This is a genomic window from Superficieibacter electus, assembly GCF_002915575.1.
GTDB lineage: Bacteria > Pseudomonadota > Gammaproteobacteria > Enterobacterales > Enterobacteriaceae > Superficieibacter > Superficieibacter electus.
Window position 1 is genome coordinate 1 of record NZ_PQGD01000038.1, and the last position, 25,243, is coordinate 25,243.

At 52.6% G+C, this 25,243-nt stretch carries 26 protein-coding genes and 1 tRNA gene; 16 read left to right on the forward strand and 11 right to left on the reverse strand.

The genetic code is table 11. The annotated features are described in order from the left end of the window. Positions 1-504 precede the first annotated feature (504 nt). On the reverse strand, positions 505-837 hold the full coding sequence (locus CHU32_RS26305) for a hypothetical protein (RefSeq protein WP_006781398.1): 333 nt from the start codon (positions 835-837) through the stop codon (positions 505-507). Positions 838-945: 108 nt separating this feature from the next. Between CHU32_RS26305 and CHU32_RS26310 the strand changes: the two genes are divergently transcribed. The 11 genes from CHU32_RS26310 to CHU32_RS26360 all read left to right on the forward strand — a co-directional run bounded on the left by CHU32_RS26310 (position 946) and on the right by CHU32_RS26360 (position 10,845). After that, the gene (locus tag CHU32_RS26310) at positions 946-1,254 is read left to right on the forward strand and encodes a hypothetical protein (RefSeq protein ID WP_223196577.1); all 309 of its coding nucleotides are present in this window, start codon (positions 946-948) and stop codon (positions 1,252-1,254) included. A 96-nt stretch (positions 1,255-1,350) separates the two neighbouring features. After that, complete coding sequence (locus CHU32_RS26315; RefSeq protein WP_006781400.1) at positions 1,351-1,716, forward strand: hypothetical protein; 366 nt, start codon at positions 1,351-1,353, stop codon at positions 1,714-1,716. 84 nt (positions 1,717-1,800) lie between these two features. After that, on the forward strand, positions 1,801-2,448 hold the full coding sequence (locus CHU32_RS26320) for a hypothetical protein (protein ID WP_006781402.1): 648 nt from the start codon (positions 1,801-1,803) through the stop codon (positions 2,446-2,448). Between the two features lie 75 nt (positions 2,449-2,523). Next, positions 2,524-3,126, forward strand: a complete 603-nt coding sequence (locus tag CHU32_RS26325; protein WP_006781404.1) for a DUF3085 domain-containing protein — start codon at positions 2,524-2,526, stop codon at positions 3,124-3,126. 67 nt (positions 3,127-3,193) lie between these two features. Next, the gene (locus CHU32_RS26330; protein WP_006781405.1) at positions 3,194-3,541 is read left to right on the forward strand and encodes a hypothetical protein; all 348 of its coding nucleotides are present in this window, start codon (positions 3,194-3,196) and stop codon (positions 3,539-3,541) included. An 81-nt stretch (positions 3,542-3,622) separates the two neighbouring features. After that, positions 3,623-4,609 (forward strand): ArdC family protein, encoded by a 987-nt coding sequence (locus CHU32_RS26335; protein WP_006781408.1) that lies wholly within the window; start codon positions 3,623-3,625, stop codon positions 4,607-4,609. 105 nt (positions 4,610-4,714) lie between these two features. Further along, positions 4,715-5,647 carry a DUF1281 domain-containing protein gene (locus CHU32_RS26340; RefSeq protein WP_103678753.1) on the forward strand — a complete coding sequence of 311 codons (933 nt, stop codon included), beginning with the start codon at positions 4,715-4,717 and terminating at the stop codon, positions 5,645-5,647. A gap of 108 nt (positions 5,648-5,755) precedes the next feature. Continuing rightward, entirely contained in the window at positions 5,756-6,439 is a 684-nt protein-coding gene (locus CHU32_RS26345) for an N-6 DNA methylase (RefSeq protein ID WP_006781411.1), read from the forward strand. Between the two features lie 128 nt (positions 6,440-6,567). Next, positions 6,568-8,076 (forward strand): UvrD-helicase domain-containing protein, encoded by a 1,509-nt coding sequence (locus CHU32_RS26350; RefSeq protein ID WP_006781413.1) that lies wholly within the window; start codon positions 6,568-6,570, stop codon positions 8,074-8,076. Between the two features lie 66 nt (positions 8,077-8,142). Further along, positions 8,143-9,786, forward strand: coding sequence for a conjugal transfer nickase/helicase domain-containing protein (locus CHU32_RS26355; RefSeq protein ID WP_006781415.1), 1,644 nt, complete (start codon positions 8,143-8,145; stop codon positions 9,784-9,786). 57 nt (positions 9,787-9,843) lie between these two features. Beyond that, positions 9,844-10,845, forward strand: coding sequence for a tyrosine-type recombinase/integrase (locus tag CHU32_RS26360; RefSeq protein WP_006781417.1), 1,002 nt, complete (start codon positions 9,844-9,846; stop codon positions 10,843-10,845). Between the two features lie 181 nt (positions 10,846-11,026). Here CHU32_RS26360 and CHU32_RS26365 read toward each other — a convergent pair. The 3 genes from CHU32_RS26365 to CHU32_RS28815 all read right to left on the reverse strand — a co-directional run bounded on the left by CHU32_RS26365 (position 11,027) and on the right by CHU32_RS28815 (position 12,182). Further along, positions 11,027-11,102: transfer RNA gene (locus CHU32_RS26365), tRNA-Phe, on the reverse strand. A 105-nt stretch (positions 11,103-11,207) separates the two neighbouring features. Continuing rightward, entirely contained in the window at positions 11,208-11,927 is a 720-nt protein-coding gene (locus tag CHU32_RS26370; protein WP_103678754.1) for a DUF554 domain-containing protein, read from the reverse strand. Positions 11,928-12,053: 126 nt separating this feature from the next. Beyond that, a complete protein-coding gene (locus CHU32_RS28815; RefSeq protein ID WP_256098374.1) occupies positions 12,054-12,182 on the reverse strand; it encodes a hypothetical protein in 129 nt (42 codons plus the stop codon). Positions 12,183-12,435: 253 nt separating this feature from the next. On the opposite strand from CHU32_RS28815, the gene CHU32_RS26375 reads away from it, so the two are divergent. Then, the gene (locus tag CHU32_RS26375) at positions 12,436-14,568 is read left to right on the forward strand and encodes an ornithine decarboxylase (protein WP_103678755.1); all 2,133 of its coding nucleotides are present in this window, start codon (positions 12,436-12,438) and stop codon (positions 14,566-14,568) included. 36 nt (positions 14,569-14,604) lie between these two features. Here CHU32_RS26375 and CHU32_RS26380 read toward each other — a convergent pair whose 3' ends face one another. The 4 genes from CHU32_RS26380 to CHU32_RS26395 all read right to left on the reverse strand — a co-directional run bounded on the left by CHU32_RS26380 (position 14,605) and on the right by CHU32_RS26395 (position 19,409). After that, entirely contained in the window at positions 14,605-15,327 is a 723-nt protein-coding gene (locus tag CHU32_RS26380) for a GntR family transcriptional regulator (protein ID WP_103678756.1), read from the reverse strand. A 125-nt stretch (positions 15,328-15,452) separates the two neighbouring features. Continuing rightward, entirely contained in the window at positions 15,453-17,708 is a 2,256-nt protein-coding gene (locus CHU32_RS26385) for a glycoside hydrolase family 31 protein (RefSeq protein WP_103678757.1), read from the reverse strand. A 13-nt stretch (positions 17,709-17,721) separates the two neighbouring features. Then, positions 17,722-19,077: a PTS sugar transporter subunit IIC gene (locus tag CHU32_RS26390; RefSeq protein WP_103678758.1), complete on the reverse strand. Its 1,356-nt coding sequence runs from the start codon at positions 19,075-19,077 to the stop codon at positions 17,722-17,724. Positions 19,078-19,109: 32 nt separating this feature from the next. Beyond that, positions 19,110-19,409: a PTS sugar transporter subunit IIB gene (locus CHU32_RS26395; protein ID WP_103678759.1), complete on the reverse strand. Its 300-nt coding sequence runs from the start codon at positions 19,407-19,409 to the stop codon at positions 19,110-19,112. 257 nt (positions 19,410-19,666) lie between these two features. Between CHU32_RS26395 and CHU32_RS26400 the strand changes: the two genes are divergently transcribed. Next, the gene (locus CHU32_RS26400) at positions 19,667-20,545 is read left to right on the forward strand and encodes an ROK family protein (protein ID WP_103678760.1); all 879 of its coding nucleotides are present in this window, start codon (positions 19,667-19,669) and stop codon (positions 20,543-20,545) included. A gap of 47 nt (positions 20,546-20,592) precedes the next feature. Here CHU32_RS26400 and mltC read toward each other — a convergent pair whose 3' ends face one another. From mltC to mutY, 3 genes are read right to left on the reverse strand one after another with little or no spacing between them, the layout of a single operon-like run. Continuing rightward, positions 20,593-21,675 (reverse strand): membrane-bound lytic murein transglycosylase MltC, encoded by a 1,083-nt coding sequence (gene mltC, locus CHU32_RS26405; protein ID WP_103678761.1) that lies wholly within the window; start codon positions 21,673-21,675, stop codon positions 20,593-20,595. Positions 21,676-21,720: 45 nt separating this feature from the next. Then, positions 21,721-21,996: an oxidative damage protection protein gene (locus CHU32_RS26410; RefSeq protein WP_103678762.1), complete on the reverse strand. Its 276-nt coding sequence runs from the start codon at positions 21,994-21,996 to the stop codon at positions 21,721-21,723. A gap of 28 nt (positions 21,997-22,024) precedes the next feature. Next, positions 22,025-23,083 (reverse strand): A/G-specific adenine glycosylase, encoded by a 1,059-nt coding sequence (gene mutY, locus CHU32_RS26415; RefSeq protein ID WP_103678763.1) that lies wholly within the window; start codon positions 23,081-23,083, stop codon positions 22,025-22,027. Positions 23,084-23,231: 148 nt separating this feature from the next. Here mutY and trmB point away from each other — a divergent pair, with 148 nt between their 5' ends. Genes trmB through CHU32_RS26430 form a run of 3 tightly spaced genes read left to right on the forward strand, consistent with a single transcriptional unit; the run spans position 23,232 to position 25,045 of the window. Then, the gene (gene trmB, locus CHU32_RS26420; protein WP_103678764.1) at positions 23,232-23,951 is read left to right on the forward strand and encodes a tRNA (guanosine(46)-N7)-methyltransferase TrmB; all 720 of its coding nucleotides are present in this window, start codon (positions 23,232-23,234) and stop codon (positions 23,949-23,951) included. Further along, complete coding sequence (locus CHU32_RS26425; protein WP_103678765.1) at positions 23,951-24,277, forward strand: YggL family protein; 327 nt, start codon at positions 23,951-23,953, stop codon at positions 24,275-24,277. Before trmB ends, CHU32_RS26425 begins: the two co-directional genes overlap by 1 nt. Before the next feature lie 51 nt (positions 24,278-24,328). Beyond that, positions 24,329-25,045 (forward strand): YggN family protein, encoded by a 717-nt coding sequence (locus CHU32_RS26430; protein ID WP_103678766.1) that lies wholly within the window; start codon positions 24,329-24,331, stop codon positions 25,043-25,045. Positions 25,046-25,243 lie beyond the last annotated feature (198 nt).

Below are 25,243 nucleotides of genomic sequence, written 5' to 3' on the forward strand. Positions count from 1 at the left end.
AAAAATCGGCCCAGATCCGCGAAATTTTAATCAGCGAGTCAGCTTGGGAAGAAATGACCTGCTTATTCGCACCTTCCTTAGTTAGGATATAAGTCAGCGAAAATGTATAAATAATCTTAGCCGTAGGCTAGGGACTGTTATTAAAAAAAGTTAATGACAATATTGTGCCAGTTCGTCAGTTGACATGTTCACTATTTGCTCTGAAAATAGACAGGCTTACTTGTTGCTACATGCAACCAGCTAATGCTCCGGCAGTCTGAGAGGAGCGCCTTCGGGTGACTAGCAGCTAACGTTTCACCGGTCTGAGAGAAACACCTTCGGGTGACCGGAAAATCCTCGCAGCCTGAGAGAGGATACCTTCGGGTGGTAAATCCGTTTAACCTCTGGAAACGGATATCGCTGAACAGTGATTGAGGTCATTTCAACTTATCAGACAGTCAGAATGTTGTTTTTTCTGACTCCCCGACGGGAAACACTTCCCGGTCGGGCAGGTGTTTCCTTTTTTTATGGAGAAACACCATGTCTGTCATCTCTTTTGCGGTTTTCCCTGAACATCTCCTTACTCAGCTTCAGCAGTCTGCTGACGCAGCTGTCCGGAGATTGAAATCTTTCATTTATCTGCATCGCAACAGCAGCTGGTATGTCAACGGTTCGGGCAATTATGCCGTCCGTGCGCACATCACTTCTGTCAAAGACCAGGGCGTTAACGTCTTTCTTACCGTTCGTACAGGTTGCCACCGCGCCGAGTATGTTTTTCACCGCCTGCCGGTTTCCTTTCCTGAGGGAATAACAGGTCGTCGAAACGCATACCGCCATGCTTGCCGTCAGGCACAGCATCTGGCACACCTGCGCTACCGTTTTCTTTCCGGAGGGCATTCTCATGACTGAAGCACTGCACGATGTCACTTTCCGTATTCTGTCGATGTCTGAGACGCGACGGGATGTATGTCCCGCTCAGTATGGCCCCGTAAGTGGTGTTTTCATCCGGGCGAAATCCTCAGAGATAACGTCTCCTGTGGCGAACAGGTTTTTGTCGCACCGCTCGGTGATTGTGATCCGGCTGACCCCGAACTCTGTGTATGGTGTCAGTATTACGGATATTCTCCCCGGGTGGAGGCTGGCGACATACTGGATGGCGTGGCCGTTTCGGGCATAAATTCCGTAGATCCACTGTCGGTAGCTGCGTTGAAAAGCCTGCGCTTTAATCCTGAATATGTGTATCAGGAGCAATCTGATTCATATGCACTGAACTGATCGGTTGATGAACGCCGGTCAAAAAATGTTGTGGACCCTGACGGGGATATCTCTCCGTCGGAGGGAATATCCCGTTATTTACCTGAGGATATACCCATGCACACAGACGTTTATACGCTTAAAACTCCACTGGACACGCTCAGCTGGCTTTGCCTGCTTGAGAGTGAACTTCTGAGCATAAGGGCATTCCAGCGTCTCGATCTTCATACGGACCGGGATGAACCGAATGAACTGACGTTTCTGGAAGATTCCATCATTGGCACCGGCACAGCTTATGGCTGGTTTGTCTTTTTACTCGGGGAAGGCGATATTCCGCCTTTGCCTGATACGTCTAAAAATTTGCTCTTCACGCTGGACGAGCTGGGAAAAGAAATTAACCGGCCCTTCTGGGAGAAGGCCGTGGATGAAGGTATCCAGGATGCCCGGTGTGATCGGGCTATAGCGGCTCTCGAACGGATGTAACCAGCAGAAAGAACACACCCTGACGGGGATTTACTCCCGTCCGGGGGATAAATCCCCCCTTTTTTATTCGCGGAGGATTTATCGATGAAAAACCTGTTTTCTTCGCCGGCTTCCATGTCGGTTGTCTACACCATCGAGCACGTCAGCACGGTTCCGTTGCGACACTGGCATGCTTTCGTTCTGGCCGTCACAGAAACTTTCTGGCAACTGCCGGTGCGTCTGCGTCCGGGGAATACGTATCTGCCGTCGCTTAATCGCGCGGCTGACCTCTTTCCGGTTGCTGATGTCATGGCGTTTTGTGGCGACACAGGCGGCAGTGTCTGGCCGGTCAACATGACGATTGAGCGTGAGCGCAACCGCAATACGCTGAGTATCCAGGAGCTGGATTTTCAGCATCAGCCCTGCGATTTCTTTGCACGCATTGTGATGGTCCTGCTGCATAACCTGTGTCCGGGCAGCTTTCGGATACATTCTTCTGACGAAGGCCGCAGCTGGGCGTTACCGTTACGCTGGATTGAGCGACATCTCGGCCTGCCTGAGCAGCCGACGCTGACCGCGCCTCAGCCGGTACTGAAAACGCCGGTGCGTGGTGACGCGTTTGATTCCCTGCTGCTGCAGCTGCTCTGCGGTGGTGAGCGTGTGCTGAGCAACGACGACTGGAATGCGTTTACGGAGGCTGAATTTCAGCTGTATGAACTGAAGCGGGTCGCGGAAAAAACTGACGCGCTGTAAACAGTACTGACTTTAACCCCGTCGGGAGAGATCACTCCGGACGGGGCGGCTCTCCCGTTTTTAAAGGAGAGCCCCATGCTTTTTTTCGACAACAAAGACCTGACGAACGTCCTGCTGGCCGCCCGCATGCAGGGAGGTCAGCTTCACCTGGCAAAGGATGAGGGTGTTTATCTTATGCCGGCCACCGGTGCCTGGCAGGGCAACGATCCGGTGCCGCGTATTGCGTATGCCACAGGGTGTCACCCTCAGAAAAATGAGGACTGGTACGACACGGCACGCCTGCTTGCCGGCGGCGATGATTTCATTGAATCACTGTCGATAAGCGACGCGGTAGCCACCTCTGTACTGTCCGGCAGGACGGACCTGAGGATCCTGATTACCGACACACAGATACAGGTGCTCACCGCAGCGACTGACCGGGTGAAAGTCGCGCAGTACCGCCAGAAAGCCGATCAGCTTCTGGCGAGTGCAGTCTGTCACTTCAATGCCTGTGTCGGGCCTGATGAACTCTGCCGCTGGCGTGAAAACGCCGTGCGTCTGCTAAAGCAGGCGGCCTTCATCAGTTGTAAGCGGGCGAAGCCTGAAGATCATCAAACCTTTCTGAACGCCTGTGGCAGGCTGCAGGCCAGGTTATCGCAGGTGACCCCGCAGGGGGCGCTGCGAATAACCGGACGTTAACTCACCCCGGCAGGGACTTTTCCTGCCGGAAAGGTTCCTGCCTCTTTCTGAACCGAAGGAGGCCCGTATGGGACTGGATATTTTTCTCTACAGCCAGCACAGGCAGATCGTCGCAGTACCGGCACCGTATCATCCGGTGTATGAACTGAGCCGCGATTTTTCACTGATTACCTGGGTGGATAAGCATGTCGGTGAGGTGGAAAACGCGACCTGTCTGGAACTGTCACGCGAGCATATTCAGCAACTGAAAGAGAGGCTGGACTGTGCGATTGCGACATTTACAGAGGGGAATGAGGATAATCAGCTTCTTCAGCGCCGGCTGCAGTACGTTTTCACCCTGCGTGACAGGCTGGAAAGCCTGCTCAGTGATTTTGACTTTGAACATGAATACCTGTGGTTTTATGCCGCATGGTAACTGACTTCTGAATTTCCCGTCGACGGGCGTATCTCTGCGCCCGCCGGCGCAGGGGTATGCCTCTGATTAAAGGTATATCTCATGAAAAAAACGACTTCACACAAGGCGGCCCGCCGTCCGGCAAAACATACTGACCTTTATCGTCAGATCACCGACCGCATTGTTGTCGCTCTGGAAAACGGCGTCGCGCCCTGGCGTAAGCCGTGGCGCGCGGCTGCCGGCATCGGTCTGGCCGGTCTGCCCCTAAATGCCACAACCGGACGTCACTACAGCGGCGTGAATGTCCTGCTTCTCTGGATGTCAGCGGAAGAGCAGGGTTTTCGCAATAACCGCTGGATGACTTACCGGCAGGCGCAGCAGGCTGGCGGGCAGGTGCGTAAGGGTGAGAAAGCCACCCTGGCGGTGGTTTATAAGGACTGGACGAAGCAGGCGGAGGATCGCGAAGGCAACCGCCTTTATGACAGTGACGGTAAACCGCTGATGGAAACCGTGCCGATGCTTAAACCCCTGCAGCTGTTCAACGCTGAGCAGTGTGAGGGGTTGCCGGCAGAGGTTGCGGCTTCACCTGAGCAACCGCCGACGGTGGATGAGGACGGCATACTCAGCCCGGACGTGATGAACAGGGTGATCCGGATGTTTAACGCCACAGGGGTTAAACACCGGATGCTGCCTCAGAACCGGGCTTATTACCGTCCGCTGACGGATGAAATTGTGATGCCGGTGGCTGAGCAGTTTTTTACGGAGGCGGACTGCTGGTCCACGCTGCTGCATGAACTGGTACACAGTACCGGTCATGCGAAGCGACTTAACCGGGAGGGGATAACCTCCTCATCCCGCAAGTTCGGGGACCCGGTGTATGCCTTTGAGGAGCTCATCGCCGAAATGGGCAGTGCGTTTTTGTGTGCCCAACTCGGGGTATTCGGTGAGGTTCAGCACGACAGCTATGTGGACCACTGGCTGAAGGTGCTGAAATCTGACAAAAAGGCCCTGTTCCGCGCCTGCCGGCATGCCCGGGAAGCGTCGGAATATCTACTGGCACTGCCTGAAAGTCAGGCTGTGGCGGCGTAATTAACTTATCCGGTGGCGGTTATTCCGTAACTGTCGCCCTCCCGTGAGGACACCGCTCCTCACGGGGCTGTGTCCTCTTTTTTTTATGAAAGAGGAGTATTCACTATGTCCGAATGGTGTCATAACCGCCTGGAAATCACCGGTAAATCCGTCTGCATTGATGTCATGCTGCAGTGGATAAACGGAACTGACGTACCGCGTCACCGCCACGCAGTGCAGCAGAGCATACAGCTTTTTCTGGCTGGCGCGGCGGGGATACTCAAGCCGGTGCGCACAACGTCGTATCCGCCCTGTCAGGGGCTGGTCCGTGCAGGCACAGGGCTTTCCACTGCGGCCAATCAGGCGTTTGAAAGCTGGCTGGCGCTCCTGCTGAAGGATGCCATCCTCGATGCGGAAACCATCCGGGCCATTGACCGGCTGTATCACCAGTCAGGTCTGGGCGCGCTGAAATGGGAGAATATTCCCGACCCGGCACGTGAGGTTATGGCGGAGCTGATTGCCAGGCAATACACCGACTGGTTTGGTCTGGTCAGCGCCGGCGATGAGTCTGATGCCGCAACTGCCTGGGAGCGGCTCAGCCAGTATCCTGAACGCTCCCAGCCCTGCGATATGCTGGCCGTCATACCTACGCGGCTGGCAGCAGAGCTGAACGGTTCCGGAGGGCTGATGTCAGGCGTATCGACCACAACCAGCCTCTACTGCCGGCAGTACGGCATGGAGTGGCCTGCCGGGCACAATGTCAACTGGCAGCGGCATTCGCCAAACAGTCTTACGCTGCAGATGGATACGCCCTGGCTTCCGCCGTCAGGTGAGGTTGTCGGGGAAATTTCTGCGGTATTTGACTGCGAGGTGCGTCACAGCTACAGCGAGCCCGTGAGCGGGCTCAGCGGTTACGACTGCTATGACGGCGGCGAACATGTCGACGGACACAAAGGTGCGGCCGGCGCGTCTCAGCCCGGTCAGGTGCTTTATCTCGTCAGCGATGAGTCGGCGTTATCGACTCAGGAAGCAGCATCTTATCGTGAGGTCCGGGGGTAAAAGCCTGTTCCTCCGTTAACCCAGCCACGGCAATGCCGTGGCTTTTTACCCTCAGGGGACACGTCCCCTGGTCAGGGTGCGTGTTCCCTTTTTTTATGGAGAAGACGCATGCCTGGCATGATTAACCACGAAAAAGCCTTTGTTAAGTTGTTCAGTCAGACGGCCCGGTATCATCACCGGTTTAAAGTGTTTGAAGACTTCATCAGCTGCAGCGTCATCGCGCTGGAAAACCGGCTTCACTTCAGTGAAGCGCAGGAGCAAAAGTATCTGCGTATAGTCGGTGGATACGAAAAGGAGGACGTCACGCGCATGGCGCAGCTGCTGGCCCACGTTGTTAACGGGCTGGGTGAAGCGCCCGGGGACTTCCTTGGCCGCGTCTTTATGCAGCTGGAGCTGGGTGACAAATACAGGGGGCAGTTTTTCACGCCCTGGGACGTGGCCAGAATGATGGCGGCCATGCAGCTGGGCGACACTGAAGCGTTGTTCCGTGACAAACCCTTCATCACCCTGAGTGAACCTGCGTGCGGTGCCGGCTGCATGGTGCTGGCATTTGCTGATGTTCTGCAAAAGGCGGGGTGGCCACCGCACCGGTATCTGTGGGTATCCGCGACAGATATCGATCCGCTTGCGGCCGGAATGGCTTACATACAGCTGTCCCTGTGCGGGATTGCCGGCGAAGTGGTGGTAGGTAATACCCTGGCGAATGAACGACGCCGGATACTCTATACCCCCGGGCACTATCTCGGCGGCTGGCCTGTTCGTCTGGATCCACGGTACTTGCAGGCGGCATAATCACATCCACACGCTCCCGCCCGGGAGCGTTTTTTATTTCTGAAGCACGGTATCTGGTTTTTTATCGTAGTGAACTCTTCCCGCTGTCAGGCTGTTTTTTTTCACATCTGCTGCTGCGGGAGAACACAGTGACCTGGAAAACAACAGCCGAACAAAACGCCATCATCGAATGGAAGGGTAATCATCTTGTGGTAAATGCGTTTGCAGGCACAGGCAAAACCTCCACGTTAGTGAACTACGCTGAAGCCAACCCGGAAAGTAAGATGCTTTACCTTGCCTATAATCGCGCTGTGCGGGATGAGGCTGAACGCAAATTCCCCTATAACGTAGAGTGTAAAACGTCGCATCAGCTGGCATGGGCCCGTTTCGGCAGGCATTTCCGTGACCGGCTGACAGCCAGTCTGCGCATTACGGATGTGGCCCGCAAGCTCAATACCCGCCACTGGCCGCTGGCGCGGCTGGCGCTAAGCGGGCTGAACATGTTCCTCTGCAGTGCAGATACTGAGCCGGGGCTGATACATCTGCCGTCTGAGGATGATCGCCACGGTCTCGATGCCGGTAAAATTCTGGGGGCAATCCAAATCCTCTGGTATGAAATGAGCCGTACTGATTCAACCTTTCCCGTCACGCACGACACCTACCTTAAACTTTTCCAGCTTTCACATCCTGATTTATCAACACGCTGGGATACCATCCTTTTCGATGAGGCGCAGGACGCTAACCCGGTGACCAGTGCGTTTGTACTGAATCAGCCCTGCCGGGTCATCCTGGTCGGCGACCGCTACCAGCAGATTTACCGCTTTCGCGGGGCGGATAACGCGCTCAATGCCCCTCAGCTGGCGCAGGCAGACAAATTGTGGCTGACGGCGAGTTTTCGTTTTGGCCCTGAGGTCGCGCGTATGGCCAACATCCTGCTGGACCGTGCCGGTGAAGATAAACAGGTAACAGGCAACGGGGGGGAAGACAGTGTGGTGACCCGAATTCCGGAGGGAACTGAGCACATTGCTGTACTGAGCCGGACGGTATCCGGTGTGATTGGGAGTGCTTTAACGGCAAGTCTCATGGAGAAAAAGGTCTTCTGGGTCGGCGGGATTGAAGGCTACAAGACCGAAGAGCTTGAGGATCTGTACTGGTTCTCCGCCGATATGCCTGAAAAGATGCAGTCCCCGCGCTTCAGCCGGGACTACCGGGATTTTGACGAGTACTGCTCGATAGCCAAAGCCACGCAGGACGTGGAGATGAACCAGGCTATTCGCCTGCTCGATGACTTTTTCCCGCTCCCTCAAAAGCTGGCCATTATGCGCCGTCAGGTCGTCACTCATGAAAAAGAGGCTCAGGTCACGGTTTCAACCGCACACCGCAGCAAGGGGCTCGAATGGCCGGTGGTGATGCTGAGTGAGGATTTTACCGACATTACCGACCCGCTTCTTTCGCAGGATGAGCGGCAGGATGAGACCAACCTGCTGTACGTGGCTGTCACCCGGGCCAGAAGAACGCTCGTGCTTAACGAGTTGATGCGCTGGCTGAGCGATGAAGGCGGGAAAAACCGCGAGACGACGTACGAAACCGTACCGTCCGGAAATGGAGAGAGTGCCGACAGCCACGAAGAAACGGGAAAAACTTCTGAGAATGAGTAACTGGTTTTTTATGGTGAAGCGCGGGGAGTGTCACAACACTGGGCAGCCCTATACCAGGAGAAAATCATGCGCGACAGAATCAGGACTCTGAGGTTTCTGTTTTCAAAAGGTGAACCGGAACCAGCACGTCATGTATCCGCTTTCACACCTGCCGGCTACCACGCTCCGCGTACGGTCGATACGCTGTGCTGTAGCCCGTTGAGAAAAACCTGCCTGCAACAAATATGGGAAAACAGCTCACTTCCGGCGGATGTTTATCACCGGTTTTATATAACGCCACTGCATGGCTTACTGGCCAGGGTACAGAATGTGCCGGCAACACAGCAGGGAAGGTGGTCGCAGTCAGACGGCTTCGGGGACCTTACGCTGCAGTTCACAACCTGTGCGGTCAGACTGGCCAAAGGATACATGTTTCCACCCGGAGCTGCGCCAGAAGAGCAGGCAGAGCAAAACGTGATGTGGAATACGGTCATTTTCTGGTCTGCACTGTTCTGGCATTTGCCGCTCCTGGCGTCTCTGGAGGGGGAGCTGCTTGATGGTAAAAGCTGGCTTCCGGGAATAACCGTTCCGGACTCGCCTTATCGATTTCGCTTCCGGGAAGCTGACAACTCCTCAGCTTTTGCAGCGCTGGCAGCCGGACAACTTATGCCAGCGGAAGCGACAGGCTGGCTGGCAGAAAATCCCGAAGCTCTGGGCAATCTTGCCGGGGCCTTATGGAACCAGCATCCGGCAATGCCGTTGATCCGAAGCCTGATGAAACAAGCAGCTGAGAAAACAGAGTCTCCTCTGATGGAGAGGAAACCTGCGGAAATTTTAGGTTCTTATGCAGGTGAAATTCCAGTAAATACAGCCCTTTCAAATGAGGGGGGCGCTACGGTTTTACCTACAGATATGTTATCTGAACAAACAGCTCTGAGCGGGGCAACTGATCCATCTTCCCCTGAGATCTTTACACTTGCCACAGGTATTGATAACCCCACTCAGCTTAGTGATTCACCAGTTAAAAGCCGTGAAGAAAACGAAGCAGAAAGTGTTTTAAGCGAAATCGAAAAAAGTACTGGCTCTGACTCTCTGCCCTCTGAAGATGATGCTGATGCTCTCCTTTCTCTTTTCGACATGTCAGGAGATGCTAAAGCTTCAGAAAATGAAGGTGAGGTACAGGCAGGCGTGTCCGTTGTGATTGCAGAGGAACAGCAATCGTCAGAACCCCTTGAAAAGATAGAAGACCCCGCAAATGAAAAGGAACCGTCTGCAAAAGGAAACTCGGACTATTCTCAGGTTGCAATTGTTAACAAATGTGATGAAAGATCAGATTCCGTACCCGTAGCAGTCTCCGGTACTGACGTAGCGGAAGGAGAACAGTTTTTTGACTGGCTCCGGGAGGGACTCAATCGGGGAGATATTAGTTTTAATGGTAAAGCAGACAAAATCCATGTTATTGCCGGCTATGTCTTTTTACCCGTCCCCGGTATCTTTTTCGACTACCTTAAGGCCACTGGTTCGACTATTCAACGGGAAAGCATTCAGGCTTCTTTTGAGCGACTTAACCTGCATAAGCGTCGTGATAACAGGAGATTTTATTTTGCTCAGCTTTACGATACACCCGACAAGTCCGGGAGGTTCAAACGGGTAAAAGGCTACCTGGTGAAAAGCAGGCGGGTATACAGAAAGACCATCCCTCAGGACAGTCAGTTCATTTTGTTCCCCTGACCACAACGTCGGTCTGACATCTGGTGCGTTACTGTTACTAAGAGAGGAATGGAAAAAATGAACGAAAATAGTGCTGACTGGCTCTGGCAGGAACTTATGGATGAGTACTTTTTCTGTAAATCGCTGCGCGAAGATACCGAGTGGAGTTATAAGAAGGTTGTTCGTGGTTTCAGGAAGCATATCGGGGAAGCCTGTCCGCCTTACGGCATAACCAGTCGCGATGTGCTTGAGTGGCGAAGGCATGTGCTCAAGAAGCAGTGCCTTTCTGCACATACCTGGAACAATAAGGTCAGCCATATGCGTGCCCTGTATAATTTTGCCATCACTTCTCAACTGACGAACTTAAGTAAAAATCCCTTCAATGGCGTATCGGTCAAACAGGACAAGAAGCGTAAAAAAACGCTAACAAAAAACCAGATGACAAAAATCTGGCTAACTATGCAGCAATTTGCTTCTGAGCCCAGAACCGAATCTAAATGCGCTCTGAGGCCAGTATGGTACTGGCTGACTGTCCTGGACACCTTGCGTTACACTGGTATGCGGCAAAATCAACTGCTCCATATACGTCTAAAAGATGTGTCTCTTGACGATGGGTGGATTGAATTAAGAGCGGAAGGCAGTAAAACGTACCGGGAATGGCGGGTTCCCGTTGTCAGTCATTTACGACCGAGACTGGAAGCATTGCTTCAGCGTGCAAGGGACTGCGGTGCCGGCAATAATGATGCGCTTTTTCACTATGAGCGGTTTGTCTCTTCGCCTGCAGAAAGGGCGTCTCTTTCGGAAAAACCATCGCTGCAACCGTTACGCTCTTTTTTTCGTAGACTGTCAAAAGAGTGCGGATTTGATGTTTCTCCCCACCGGTTCAGGCACACCCTTGCCACGACACTGATGAGCTCGCCTGAACGAAACCTGCAGCTGGTTAAGGGATTGCTGGGGCACCGCAACGTGAGTACAACAATGGAATATGTTGATATCAGTATGGATATTGTGAGCCAGGCGCTGGAAAAGGAAATGGCACTTTACACCGATAAGGCTGAAGAGATGTTTTACAATGGTTGACATTCAGTCACGTCATTGTAATTATTCACAGTGATCGAGAAAAGGGAGCCTGTGTCAGCAGGCTCCCTAATCGAGAGGGTAACTTCTTGATGTATGCTGATGTGAGGATCAACATCAACAAGTACCACTCCCGTTAAACGCCCGTCAGTTTTCTCACCTCTGACCAGCGTGCTTCGAATAGTGGTGCCCGGAGGCGGAATCGAACCACCGACACGGGGATTTTCAATCCCCTGCTCTACCGACTGAGCTATCCGGGCAACGGGGCGCATTAAACCGTAATCCCCTGGCGGCGTCAATGAAAATTATCAAATCTGCTGCGGATTGCGCATTATGCCAGCATGTTGGTGAGATTGCAGCCGTTTTCAGGTAAATAATGTCGTCCACAGCGCGGAGAGTGGCATCGCGATGACCAGCGCAGGAAGCATATTGGCGACGGCGAACATTTTGATGCCGCAAATCCGCAGACCGGTGGCCAGTAGCAGGATGCCGCCCACGGCGGAGAAATCACCCATCATTGCCGGTGTGGTCAGCGGCAGGATCAGCGTAGCGCAGCTGGCAAGCAGGAGCTGGATGGCCAGCATAGGGACGCAAATTGCCGACACGGCAATACCCAGCGAGGTGGCGAAAATCAATGCGGTAAAGAAATCGAGAAAGGATTTGGCAATAAGTATACTGGAATCCCCTGTCATTCCTTCGTGCATGGCACCAAAAATACCCGTACCGCTGGCGCAGAAGAGAATGATCAACGCAACAAGGCTATTTACAAACGTCTCATGCGCGCCGCTGGCCTGCAACTGGGGTTTTTTTCTTTGGGCCAGGTTACGTAAGCCATTAATTGCCCCGCTAATCCCGCGTTCGACATAACAAAGTTCGCCGATCAATGTACCGAGCAACGTTGCCAGCACCATGACTGGCAGGTTGACGCATTTAATGGTGAGCAGAATGCCGATACCGAGCGAGCATAGTCCAAAGGCGGACGGCATTGAAACGCGGACACGTTCCGGTAGACGATGGCTGAGAAACGCACCCAGCGCGCCGCCGACCAGCACGGCGCTGGCATTAATGAAAGGTCCAATTAGCACACAGTATCTCCGCAGAAAATAGTCGCTTAACTATGCGATGAGAATGCATAGTTCGCCGAAGACAGTGTTTGCCATCTTCGATGGGGACGAATAAGGAAATTGAGAGCCTAAAGGGTAATCTGTTAACTAAACGGTTAAAAGCATTATTGCATTACGTTGCATTTTCTCGCCGCGCAGAGTGTTGCGCCAGCCAGGGAAAGGTGCCATTATTGCGCGAATTTTCTCCATCTGCCACGGGGCTGCCTGAGATGACATTATCGTCACCACCTCGCCTGAATCATCGCGTACTGACGCGAAGGTTACCCTGTGCTCTCCCCTGTATCCTCCTGCCCACCATGCGGTGAGGGCAACGCACGCTCGCTGTAGGACAGCAGTAAAATCAGATGCATTCTGCTTTTACTGATGTCTGGCGGTCGGAGCTGGTAACCAGTCAGACCCTGACGTTTCATGGGGCGGGGCCGAAGCCTTGCCCGGGGTTTTTATTCTCCCGAAAGGGTTATTTACGCCTATGAACACAATGAAAATTGCCGCCAGCGCTGAGCTGGTCTCCATGCTTTCCACGTCACGTGAAGTCGTGGCGCTGGACTGTACCGACTTTACCGATGTGGCGGCAGTCGTCATTACCCTGGCAGACAGCCGTAGCGGCATTCTCGCCCTGCTCAAACGCACGGGGTTTCAGTTGCCGGTTTTTCTGTTTGCTCAAGAGTGCCAGCTTCCCGAGGGCGTCGTGGCGGCAATTGCCGGCAGTGCACAGGAGTGGCTGGAAGTTGAAGCTGCGGCGCTGCGCTATGAAGAAAACCTGCTGCCGCCATTCTTTGATACGCTCAGCCAGTACGTGGCGATGAATAACAGCACCTTTGCCTGCCCGGGCCATCAGCACGGCGCGTTTTTTAAAAAGCATCCGGCAGGGCGGCAGTTCTTTGAGTTTTTTGGCGAGAATGTGTTTCGTGCCGATATGTGTAATGCGGACGTTAAGCTCGGCGATTTGTTAATCCATGAGGGATCGGCCAAGCACGCGCAGAAATTTGCCGCCAGAGTGTTCCATGCCGACAAAACCTACTTTGTGCTCAACGGTACCTCGGCGGCGAATAAAGTAGTGACAAATGCGTTGCTAACGCGTGGCGATCTGGTGCTTTTCGATCGCAATAACCATAAATCGAATCATCATGGCGCGTTGATCCAGGCAGGAGCAACGCCAGTCTATCTGGAAGCGGCGCGTAATCCGTTTGGTTTTATTGGCGGTATTGACGATCGCTGTTTTGACGATCGCTACCTGCGTGAGCTGATCCGTGACGTCGCGCCAGAAAAAGCCAGCCAGCCGCGGCCGTTTCGTCTGGCGGTGATCCAGCTTGGGACTTACGACGGCACCATTTATAACGCGCGGCAGGTGGTGGATAAAATCGGCCATCTCTGTGATTACATCCTCTTTGACTCGGCGTGGGTCGGCTATGAGCAGTTTATTCCGATGATGGCCGACTGTTCGCCGCTACTGCTGGATCTGAATGAAAACGATCCGGGCATTTTTGTTACCCAGTCGGTACATAAACAGCAGGCTGGTTTTTCGCAAACGTCGCAGATCCATAAAAAGGATAATCATATTCGTGGGCAGGCGCGTTTTTGCCCGCATAAGCGCCTGAACAATGCGTTTATGCTGCATGCTTCGACCAGTCCTTTTTATCCGCTGTTTGCGGCGCTGGATGTGAATGCCAAAATCCATGAAGGGGAGAGTGGGCGGCGTCTGTGGGCAGAGTGCGTGGCGCTGGGTATTGAAGCGCGCAAAGCGATTATTAACCAGTGCAAGATGATCAAACCATTTATTCCGCCGGAAATAGACGGACTGCCATGGCAGGAGCACCCGACGCAGGTTATTGCCAGCGAGCGGCGCTTTTTCAGCTTTGAGCCGGGAGCCACATGGCATGGTTTTGCAGGCTATGCGCGTGAGCAGTATTTTGTTGATCCCTGTAAGCTGCTGCTGACCACGCCAGGGATTAATGCCGAAAATGGCGAATATACCGGGTTTGGTGTGCCTGCGACCATTCTGGCGCATTATCTCCGTGAAAATGGGATCGTCCCGGAAAAATGCGATCTGAACTCGATCCTCTTTCTGCTGACTCCGGCCGAAAGCGCAGAGAAGCTGGCGCAGCTGGTGGCGATGCTGGCCCAGTTCGAGCATCACATTGAGGACAATACACCGCTGGCGGATGTGCTGCCTACCATCTACAACAAGTACCCGGTGCGTTATCGCGATTATACCCTGCGTGAATTATGTCAGGAGATGCACGATCTGTACGTCAGTTTTAATGTTAAGGATCTGCAAAAAGCGATGTTCCGTCAGGCAAGTCTGCCGACTGTGGCAATGGGTGCGCAGGACGCTAACAGCGAGTTTATTCGTGGCAACGTTGAGCTGGTCCGCCTGAGCGAGGCTGAAGGACGCATTGCCGCAGAAGGCGCGCTGCCGTATCCGCCCGGCGTGCTATGCGTGGTGCCCGGAGAAGTCTGGGGTGGCGCAGTGCAGCGTTATTTCCTGGCGCTGGAAGAGGGGGTCAACTTGCTGCCGGGCTTTTCGCCGGAATTGCAGGGTGTCTATAGCGAAACTGACCCTGACGGAATTAAACGGTTGTATGGTTACGTGCTGAAATAATATTACGGCAGGGCAGGACTGAGTGAGCCTGCCCTGTCAGCTATTAATATTCACGTTTTGTAATTCATAGCGGTCATGACGATAATGTATAATGCTATATTCAAACGCCTGACCGTTATCAAGGTACGTGACCTGCTCAATTTCCATTACTGGATCGACGATTGCAATACCCAGAGTTTGTACCTCAAGTTCATTCGCCCGGCGGGCACGAATAACCTGATGCTGGCTCTGAATACGCAAATGGGTTTCAACTTCGATATATTGATAAATTGAATCCATCAGGTTGTCGATACGAATGCCGGGAATAATATTGATGGGGATTTCAGTATATTCAATACACCAGGGTTGCTTATCAATATAGCGAACGCGGCTAAAGTGATAGACAAAATCTGTCGCTTCCAGATAGAGGTTTTTTATCGTTTCAGGTTGCGGATGAGCCACAGTGAATTCAATTAGCGCTGATGAGACAGCCTGACCCTGATGTGCGGCGGTAAAGCCAAACGGTTTCATCGCTGCCGGTGCGCTGGCGACCCGCGAGGCGGCACCTTTGACGAAAGAACCAACCCCGCGGCGTTTGATGATCAGGCCGTCGTTCACCAGCAAATCCATGGCTTTTTTTACGGTGATCCGACTGGCGCAATAAAAGGCTCCAAGCTCTTTTTCAAGCGGTAATTGCTGATTAATTTCATAATAACCCGTAATGATTTTATTCCTTAAATCATTAAAGATTATTTTGTATTTCAGTGAATTATCACGCATCTTGCATTCTTTATCTGTAAATGACTGCACTATACCATCAAACCGGCAGTAATCCAGCGGATCGCAGGGTGGCGGGAGGGGGCACCCCTCCCGAATGCAGCAGCGGTTATTCCATCCCCTGAGTATTAATGAACCGTTTCAACGGTCACCGGGCCGGGGTAGTCACAGCTCAGCGTGTTATTATTCAGGGTCCAGCAATAGCGGCGGCGATCTTCATCCACTAATATGCCACTCCCCTGAGTAATATGACCATATCTGCGGAGTACAACAGGGAATGTATTGAAGGCCTTCATATGCGAGACGTTTTCCACGAACAGGGGGATGATGGCCCCTTCACGAATATAAACAGGAATATCATCAAGCGTAATCTCCACGTTTATTACCTGCTGGCCCTCGTACCAGCATTTTTCATGTAGCGAATACCAGCGGCCCGCGGGCAAATAGACGTGGCGCTGCCGCAGGCCAGGCTCCAGAACCGGAACCACCATAATGGCTGCGCCGAGCATAAATTGATCGTCAATGGTGTGGACAAAAGGATCGTGTTCATATTCCAGGGCCAGATGGCGCATGAGCGGAAGCCCTGTGTCCTGCGCTTCGCAACCGAGCGCCAGCAGATAAGGCATCAGGCGGTAGCGCAGCTGGCTATAACGCCTGACGATCTCCACTGCCCTCGGCCCGAAATGCCACGGTTCGCGCGGGCTAACGCCATGATAACGCGCCAGCGAGCACAGCATCCCGACCTGTGACCAGCGGATATACAACTCCGGGTCTACGTTTTGCCCTTTAAAACCTGCGATGTCGCTGCTCCAGTAACACTCACCGCTAAAGCCAACGCTCAGACCACCACGCAGGGTATTTTTCAGCCCTTCAAAGGTGGACTCCACATCGCCTGACCAGGTGCCGGCAAAGCGTCCGCAGCCGAGAAAGCCGGGTCTTTTCCAGACCAGCGCGGTGCCGTGAACGTCTTGTGTGGCTTCGTAGCAGACTTTTGCATACAGCCAGATATAGGCATTGTGCATGTCCTTGCCACTATAACCGTTATAAAACAGTGCATCTGCTGGAATACGGTCGGCATAATCCGGTTTCAGTGCTTTCAGGCCCCGGCGCAGCAGCGTTTTCAGATGTTCTTTCCACCATGCATACGCCTGAGGATGGCTGAGGTCAGGAATTCCAATTTCACTGACGTTGCGCCGGTAAATATGCGCAATGCCCCCATCCAGCGTTTTAACCAGGAAGCCTTTTTCCAGTGCCTCGCGATAGATATCCGTGCCGGGCGGTAAGTAGGGATTTATCCATACTGAGCAGGCGACATGGTCCTTTTCGAGTTCAGTCAAAAAGGCTTCTGGCTGCGGGAAATGTGCCTCACCCCACTCAAAATCACAACAATCTACCCAAAAATCCTTATACCAGTAATGCTTACCCCAGTTAACGTCCAGATGCAGGACGTCAAAGGGAAGCCGGGATTTTTCAAGCTGCTGTTTGATGTCCAGCACCTCTTGTGCGCTTTGATAAGCGCAGCGGCTGTACCAGACGCCCAATGTCCACGGGGCAGGAAGTGCGGGTTTACCCTGCATCTCTGCCTGCCGTTGTACCAGTGCTTTTAATGAATCGCCGAAAAACAGGTAGCCGCGCAACAGAGCGCTTTCACTGAGCGCGCTGGCGGACTCAAAACAGAAATGGCCGACTTCCCAGTGGGTTCTCCGGGCGGTTGCCAGCATCAGGCCGTAACCAGCGTCGCTGAGAAGGATGGGGTGCGCTTTATAACTAAGATCCGTTGAATTGGTGGCGCAGGCATCCATGACATAGCTGGTAATGCGAGAGTGTGATTTTTCAACGGGACCAAATTTTTCGCCCAGCCCGTAAAAATGTTGACCGTTCTTAATCTCCCAGGAGATAAAGGTTTCAGTCTGCCCCTGGGCGTTAATACGGATGCCCAGCCCGGGCGTTACCGGCTGGCGTGAAACTTTCTTTGTCGATAGCGTAAAAAACGCTGTACCGCGCTGAACCTGAAACATAAACGGCGAAAAAGTGAGGGTGACATTTAATTCACCATAGTAAATCTGTGCGCGCGCGCCATTTTGGTGGACGATCAATGCCTGCCGGGGCCATTCAGTAACCGGTAAATAAAAGGCGGGCATTTCATGGCAGACTGGCCGTGGACTGAATTCAAACGCCAGATTATTTTCGTCTACGGCTGCCAGGGTTAAGCAGGCCGTTTTGCCACTGGTTAATAGCAATATGATGTCAATGCCATCGTGCTTTTCAATAATCTCCAGCGCTTCGCTGACATAATCATAATGGTAGCCATCATGATAAAAAAGGCGATCGTCATTCTGGTAGTCCCAGCCGTTAATGGCCCGGTTAATAATATGTTCTTCCATATATCTGTCTCAGCTATTCAGCGGCTTTTTCATTAATGGTATTGGCTATTTTGACGAAGGGCATGTAGATAGCGGTCATCACTACTATTACCCCAAGTTGATAAAGCCCTCCCGAAATCTGTCCTGAGAACAAAATCCCGGAAATCACCGGTGGCACGGTCCAGGGGACGTTATGAGTGATAATGGGGAGTAGTCCCATATTCGTTAGTAGCACCGCAGCGAAAAATGGCACTACCCAGCTCAGCACATAAGGAATAAACATTACCGGGTTTAAAATAATCGGCAGGCCGAAGTTAATTGGTTCGCTGATGTTAAAAATAGCGGGAGCCAGCGCGATTTTCGCCGTGTTGCGGTTTTCCATCCGACGTGAGAAAAGATACACCGCAATAATTGGCGCAATGGTCATTCCACCCGATGATACCGTAGAAAAATTAAAAAACAGCGTCGAATAGAGATGGTGCGCCACGCCCATAATATTTTCGTTATCGTTAATGGTCCACGTCAGGCCGAATATTGGCCCCCAGACGGACGTTGCATGAATACCAAACCATTGCAACAGCGGGCCGGTAGTGATGGCAACAATAGCGAAGAAGGGTGTCGACGCCACCGCCAGCGTCGGTTTTTGCAACAGAGTCAGTAAAATTTCCGGCACCGATGAGTTGAACCAGCCATGCAGAACGGCGGCGATAACAACAAAAACAAGCAGGGTAAAGCTGCCGGGGATGAGCGACTCAAAGCTGCGGGCTACCGCTGGAGGAACGCTATCGGGCATCTTGATAGTATAATTTTTCTCTACCAGACGATTGAATATCCAGATAGTAAGTCCTGACACCAGCAGGCCGGTAAAAATACCTTCCTGACCAATAAAGCGGGTATTCACGATACCACTGAGCGTGACAACCTGCTGATTAACATCGTTGGTGGTAAATTCCCACGGCAGGCAAATAAAAAATGCGGCGATAGCGTAAAATACGCAAACAATGGGCTCTTTGTTCTTTGGGTAAAAACGCCGGGTGCCAAAAAAAGTAAAACCGACGATAATGAGAATGGCGTTAATCGCCATCGTACCGTTAATAAAGTAATTACAGTAATGCTGGAGCATTACCATCTTTGTCGCCATGTCAGACGCCAGCCACGTTTCATTAGTACCGTAAAAAAGCGCGCCGAGACTGAGTCCGGTATGACCGAAAACAATGCCATTCGGATCGAGAAAAACGGAGCTGATCATGATGGCGATACCGGCGATCATCAGAGGAACCCCGGTCATAATAAATGTATCGCGCAATGCCAGTAGCAGGCGATTTCCGGCAATTTTACTAATGCATTTTGTTAATCCGACCTGCATTGTGGATAATGAGAGTATGGACATCAATGTAGCCTCATCCCTGAAGGTAAAAGGAATTAGTTTGCCATCAATTCATCAATTCTGCTTTTCAGGTTTTCGCCGTTCATGTTGCCAAACTCCTGAATGCCTAAGGTTAAAACAATTTTATCTGGATAGTCTCTTTCAACATCCTCCTGTGCCCAGGCGATCTGGGGGCCCAAAATGATAATCTGTGTATCTTCAGCCACATCGGGCAGACTGGAATAATCGTAAGCTTCAACCAAATGCTCTATACCTGCGGCGTCATAAGCCGCCTGAAGTTTTTGGGCCATTATGCTGGTGGACATACCTGAGTTACAAAAAAGTGAAATATTCATCTGTTATTCCCTCAGTCTTAACAATTAAATGGATTATTATTTTCAGGATTTCATGGCTAAAAATACGCCGCGATTTTTATATGTAAATATCAATATTAATAAAAGATATGTCTTTTGTGATCGTTATCCTGATTTAACTACCAAATGTATTTTTCTATTGAGAAGGGCGGTCAGGTGGTGTAAAGAATAAAAGCGTGCAGGATTTATATATTTAGTACGTGAATATTTTTGAGGGAATGATTAATACCGGAGGATAAATGGCCATCGTATTATTTGACTGGGGCGGAACGTCCATAAAGCATGGCGTCTGGCAGCAGGGGGCTTTAGTACAAACGGCATCAACGAAGACGCCAGCCACCTGGGCTGCTATGAAAAGCACCCTACAGGATATCCTTCAACACTATCAGCGCACTTATACAATTGATGGGATCTCAGTTAGCGCACCGGGTAACGTTGATCCGGAGGCGGGCGTTATTGGCGGGTTGAGTGCCATCCCGTACATTCATCGCTTTGCTATCGTGGATGAACTTACCGCATTATGTGGTCTGCCTGTCTGTATTGAGAATGATGCCAATGCAGCCGCGATAGCAGAAGCGGCTCTTGGGGCGGGCAAAGATAAGCCACATGTATTATTTGTGATTGCAGGTTCCGGTATTGGCGGCGCTATTGTTAAAAATAATGTTCTGCAACGGGGCAGCCATAAATATGCCGGTGAGTTTGGACTGATGACGCTGGATAACGGAAAAACCTTCAGCGAGCTGGGAACCGCCGTGGCCATGGCCAGGCGTTATAATCAGCGGGTCTCTGCCGCTAACCCCTTGAGCGGAGAGCACATCTTTCAGCTTGCACAGCATGGAGACCCCATCGCTCAACAGGAGGTTGAGCAATTTTATCACTGGATGGCGGTGGGGTTGCTGAATCTACAGGTCTGTTATGATCCTGACTGCATTATTATTGGCGGCGGTATCTCAGCCAATAAGGCTATCTTTGCAGGGATTGAGCAGCGTCTTCACACGCTGGTGAGTGAAAAAGGCCTGACGGAATTTATGCCGGAAATTTGTTTATGCCAGTATGGCAGTGAGGCCAATCTTATCGGGGCGGCGGTTAATTTCGAACAAAAAATGCCGCGAGGGTAAGACGCATCGGGCAATCTTCAGTTTCCCGTAAGAGTGCCCGACGATCGTTACTTCCTGCGATACATTTTTTGTGCGCTGTTGACTTTATACAGGTAGCGACGCGATTCCGCCGACGGATGGCGAGTCGTAATCGTCTGGTAGAGATCGCCCGGTGACATACTGTTGATGACGTTGGCGGCCTGCACTTTGTCATCGGAGAACATCCGCAGCACGCTACCGGCCCCACCATTGTACGCGGTAATGACTGCGTAACGGCGCGAGGTCGGGTTGCTGATACCTGCCAGATAGACATTGCTCAGCATCGCCAGATACGCGGTGCCGGTATCAATATTATTGGCCGGATCGAACAGATAGCTCCGGTCCGGCGTGCCGCTCTTACCTTGCATGCGGAACACATCTTTACCGGCAGTATGCTGTACTACCTGCATCAGCCCCAGCGCGTCAGAATGGCTTACTGCATAAGGGTTGAAGGAGGATTCGGTCTGCATAATGGCGAGGATCAGCGATTCATCAACATTATATTTACGCGCCGCCTGGCGCACCATGCCCAGATATTTATGCGCACGTTTATCCAGATGGTTCGGCACCAGATTAATGGTAATGCTGTAAATGATATGCAGACCGTTGTTACGGCTCTTCATCCGGTTTTGCAGCAGGTAATCGGCGAAGCGTGCCGCGCGCCATTCCCAGCGGATCGGCTCGCCGGTGTTATCCACGACCTGCCCGTACAGGAACGGTTCTTTTGATATCTGAATATCATCGGCATCGGAATAGAGATCGATGGAACCGGGGTCTTCACCCATCAGCAGCGTCTGGATGATCGCCTGACGCAGCCGCGCGGCTGGTTCGGTGCCGGAGATGGTTTCGATAGTGATCGTACCCTCATCAAAGTTGATGTGGCTACGCGTCTGATACTGGTCGGTATACTTAACATAGTCCTTCGGTCCCGCGACCAGTACCTCTTTATATCCCCAGATATTCTCAATGTTATGAGCAAACTGGCCCATCAAAATATCAAAACTGTTGGTGTCCTTGACCCAGGCCTCGTTAAACGTCTCACCTTTTTTCGTTGAATCTGAACAGGAGATGAGTAACGGCGCAAGAAGGGCCAGCGCTAAATATTTTTTCATCATTCCGGGAGCGTATGTTGTGTTGTTGTAAAGGGCGTGAAGCCCTTATTTATTGTCTTCCGGCGTGTAGCCTTCGATATGCACGTCTTTGCCTTCAAACAGGAAGTTGATCATCTCCTGCTCAAGTAGCTTACGATGCTCGACATTCATCATATTGAGTTTCTTTTCGTTGATCAGCATGGTTTGCTTCTGCTGCCACTGTGCCCAGGCCTCTTTCGAGATCTCGTTATAAATGCGTTTACCGACCTCGCCTGGGTATAGCTGGAAATCCTGCCCTTCAGCGTCACGTTGCAGGAAGGTACAAAAAATCGTTCTGCTCATAGGTAATCCTCTTTTATTGGCCCGAGCGTTATGCGAGTGCTCCGGCGCGTAACTGTTGTAACAGGCGCTCCACGGGTGCCGCCAGCCCAACTGACGGCGGTTGCGCTAAGTTATACCAGAGCGCGGTGCCTTCATCCATGCATGAGTGGAAGGAGGACACAGGAAGCCACATTGGCACGATATCCAGATGGAAATGGCTGAAAGTATGGCGAAACGCCGTCATCTGGCGCAAATTATCGGTGCTAATCTGCCGCTGCGCCAGCCAGTCCCTCATCTCTTCTTCGGTGGCGAACTGGGGAAAACAAAATAACCCACCCCACAGACCGCTGGGCGGTCGCTGCGCCAGATAAACCTCATCGCCATGCTGCATCAACAGTAAATAACCGGTACGCTCCGGCAGCGTCTGCTTCGGCTTTTTGCCCGGATACTGCGCCCAGCTATGCGCGGCATATGCCTCGCAGCCCGTATTTAGCGGGCACAGTTCGCATTTTGGTTTCGAACGTGTACACACCATTGCGCCCAAATCCATCATCGCCTGATTAAACCGCGCCACGCCCTGAACTGGTGTCACGTTTTCGCTGATCGACCACAGACGGTTTTCTACTTCCTTTTTGCCCGGCCAGCCGGCAACAGCATAGCAGCGTGCCAGTACGCGTTTAACGTTGCCGTCAAGAATCGGATAATGCTGACCCAGGGAAAGGGAGAGGATCGCCCCGGCGGTTGAGCGCCCGACACCTGGCAGCGCGCAGACATCTTCAAAGGTCTGCGGGAAAACGCCGCCGTGCAGCGTCGCAACCTGTTGGGCCGCTTTATGGAGATTGCGCGCGCGGGCGTAGTATCCCAGCCCGGTCCACAGGTGCAGCACTTCATCAAGCGGGGCTTCAGCCAGATCCGTCACCGTCGGGAAGCGCGCCATAAAGCGCTCAAAATAAGGGATCACCGTAGTGACCTGTGTTTGTTGCAGCATCACCTCAGAGAGCCATACTTTGTAGGGCGTCTTTTCAATTTGCCAGGGCAGCGTTTTGCGCCCGTATTTGTCGTACCATTCCAGCACGCGGGCTGAAAATTGCGAGGCTTGTAAGGTCAAAGCTGGCTTCCGAATTTACGCTATCAGGGGGCAAGATTGCAGCACAGCGGCGCGAGGCTGTAAATCGGATCTTTGCTATGCTTGCATCCGGCAACTAACTTTGGATAATGCCCGTTTTCCCGCAGACTCTCACAAGCAGACTACTTTTATGAATAACGACGTCATTTCACCGGAATTTGATGAGAACGGTCGCCCGCTGCGCCGTATTCGTAGCTTCGTCCGTCGCCAGGGACGCCTGACTAAAGGGCAGCAGCACGCGCTGGATCACTACTGGCCGGTGATGGGTGTCGAGTTCTCCGACGCGCCGCTGGATTTTGCCGACCTGTTTGGCCGCGATGCGCCCGTGACGCTGGAAATTGGTTTTGGTATGGGGGCCTCGCTGGTCACCATGGCGAAAGCAAAGCCAGAGCAAAACTTCCTCGGCATTGAAGTCCACTCGCCGGGCGTCGGTGCCTGCCTTTCCTCCGCGCACGAAGAGGGCGTGGAGAACCTGCGCGTGATGTGTCACGACGCGGTTGAAGTGCTACATAAAATGATCCCTGACAATTCTTTAACCATGGTGCAGCTCTTTTTCCCTGACCCGTGGCACAAAGCCCGCCATAATAAACGTCGTATCGTTCAGACTGAGTTTGCTGAGCTGGTTAAAAGCAAGCTGAAGCTGGGAGGCGTATTCCATATGGCGACCGACTGGGAAGCCTATGCGGAACATATGCTGGAAGTGATGTCCGCGCTGGACGGCTATAAAAACCAGTCCGCAAGCAACGACTATGTACCGCGTCCAGATTCGCGTCCGGTAACCAAATTTGAACAGCGTGGCCATCGTCTTGGTCACGGCGTATGGGACTTAATGTTCGAGAGGGTGAAATAATGGCAAAGCATCGTAGCCGTCGTCTGCGTAAAAAAATGCATATCGACGAGTTCCAGGAACTGGGGTTTTCGGTTGCGTTCCGTTTTCCGGAGGGGACGTCTGAAGAGCAGGTCGATCAAACGGTTGATGATCTGATTAATGAGGTCATCGAGCCGAACAAACTGGCGTTCGATGGCAGTGGTTATCTGGCATGGGAAGGGCTTATCTGCCGTCAGGACATTGGTAAATGCACCGAAGAGGATCAGGCCGCCGTGCGTAAATGGCTTGAGGACCATAAGCTCGAAGAGGTGCGCACCAGCGAACTTTTCGACGTCTGGTGGGACTAAGAAACACGGGGCTGGCACATGCTGGCCCGTTTTGTCTTTGAGGGAGTAACTATGATGCGTAAAGCGCTGCTGGCCGCGGCATTGACGGTAACCGCGTTTGCCGCACAGGCAGACTATAAGTGCAGCGTCACGCCGCGCGACGACGTGATCCTGAGCCCGCAAACGGTGCAGGTAAAAGGTGAGAATGGCAATCTGGTGATCGCGCCGGATGGCAGCGTCATGTATAACGGCAAACAGTATAATCTGAGCGCCAGCCAGCGTGAGCAGGCAAAAGATTATCAGACCGATTTACGCAATGCCCTGCCGTGGATCGACGACGGCGCGCGTAGCCGGGTTGAGAAAGGCCGCACCGCGCTGGATAAAATCATCACCCAGCAGGTAGGCGCTGACAGCAAAATGCGCAACCGTCTGACTAAACTGGACGCGCAGCTCAAAGCGCAGCTTGAGAAGATTATTGAACATCGTAGTGATGGCCTGACGTTCCACTATCAGGCGATCGATCAGGTGCGCGCTAATGGCCAGCAACTGGTCAATCAGGCGATGGGCGGCATCCTGCAGGACAGTATTAACGAGATGGGCGCGCAGGCGATGACCAAAGGCGGAAATCCGCTGCAAAGCGTTCTCGGCAATCTGGGCGGCCTGCAAACCGCGGTGCAGAACGAGTGGAAAAATCAGGAAAAAGATTTCCAGCAGTTTGGTAAAGATGTTTGCCAGCGGGTGATTTCGCTGGAGGACAGCCGGAAGGCGCTGGTGGGCGGACTTAAGTAAAAGTTCACCTGGCGCAGGCAGGGTATGCGTTTCTCCCCCTCACCCTAACCCTCTCCCTCAGGGAGAGGGGACAGCCCGCATATGTCATCAGCCATTCCCCCCGGTTGGCTAAAGCCTGTCAACCTGCTCCGCCACAAATACCGGACAGCTCCCTCTCCCTCAGGGAGAGGGCAGGGGTGAGGGTGGTTTTATGAGGGC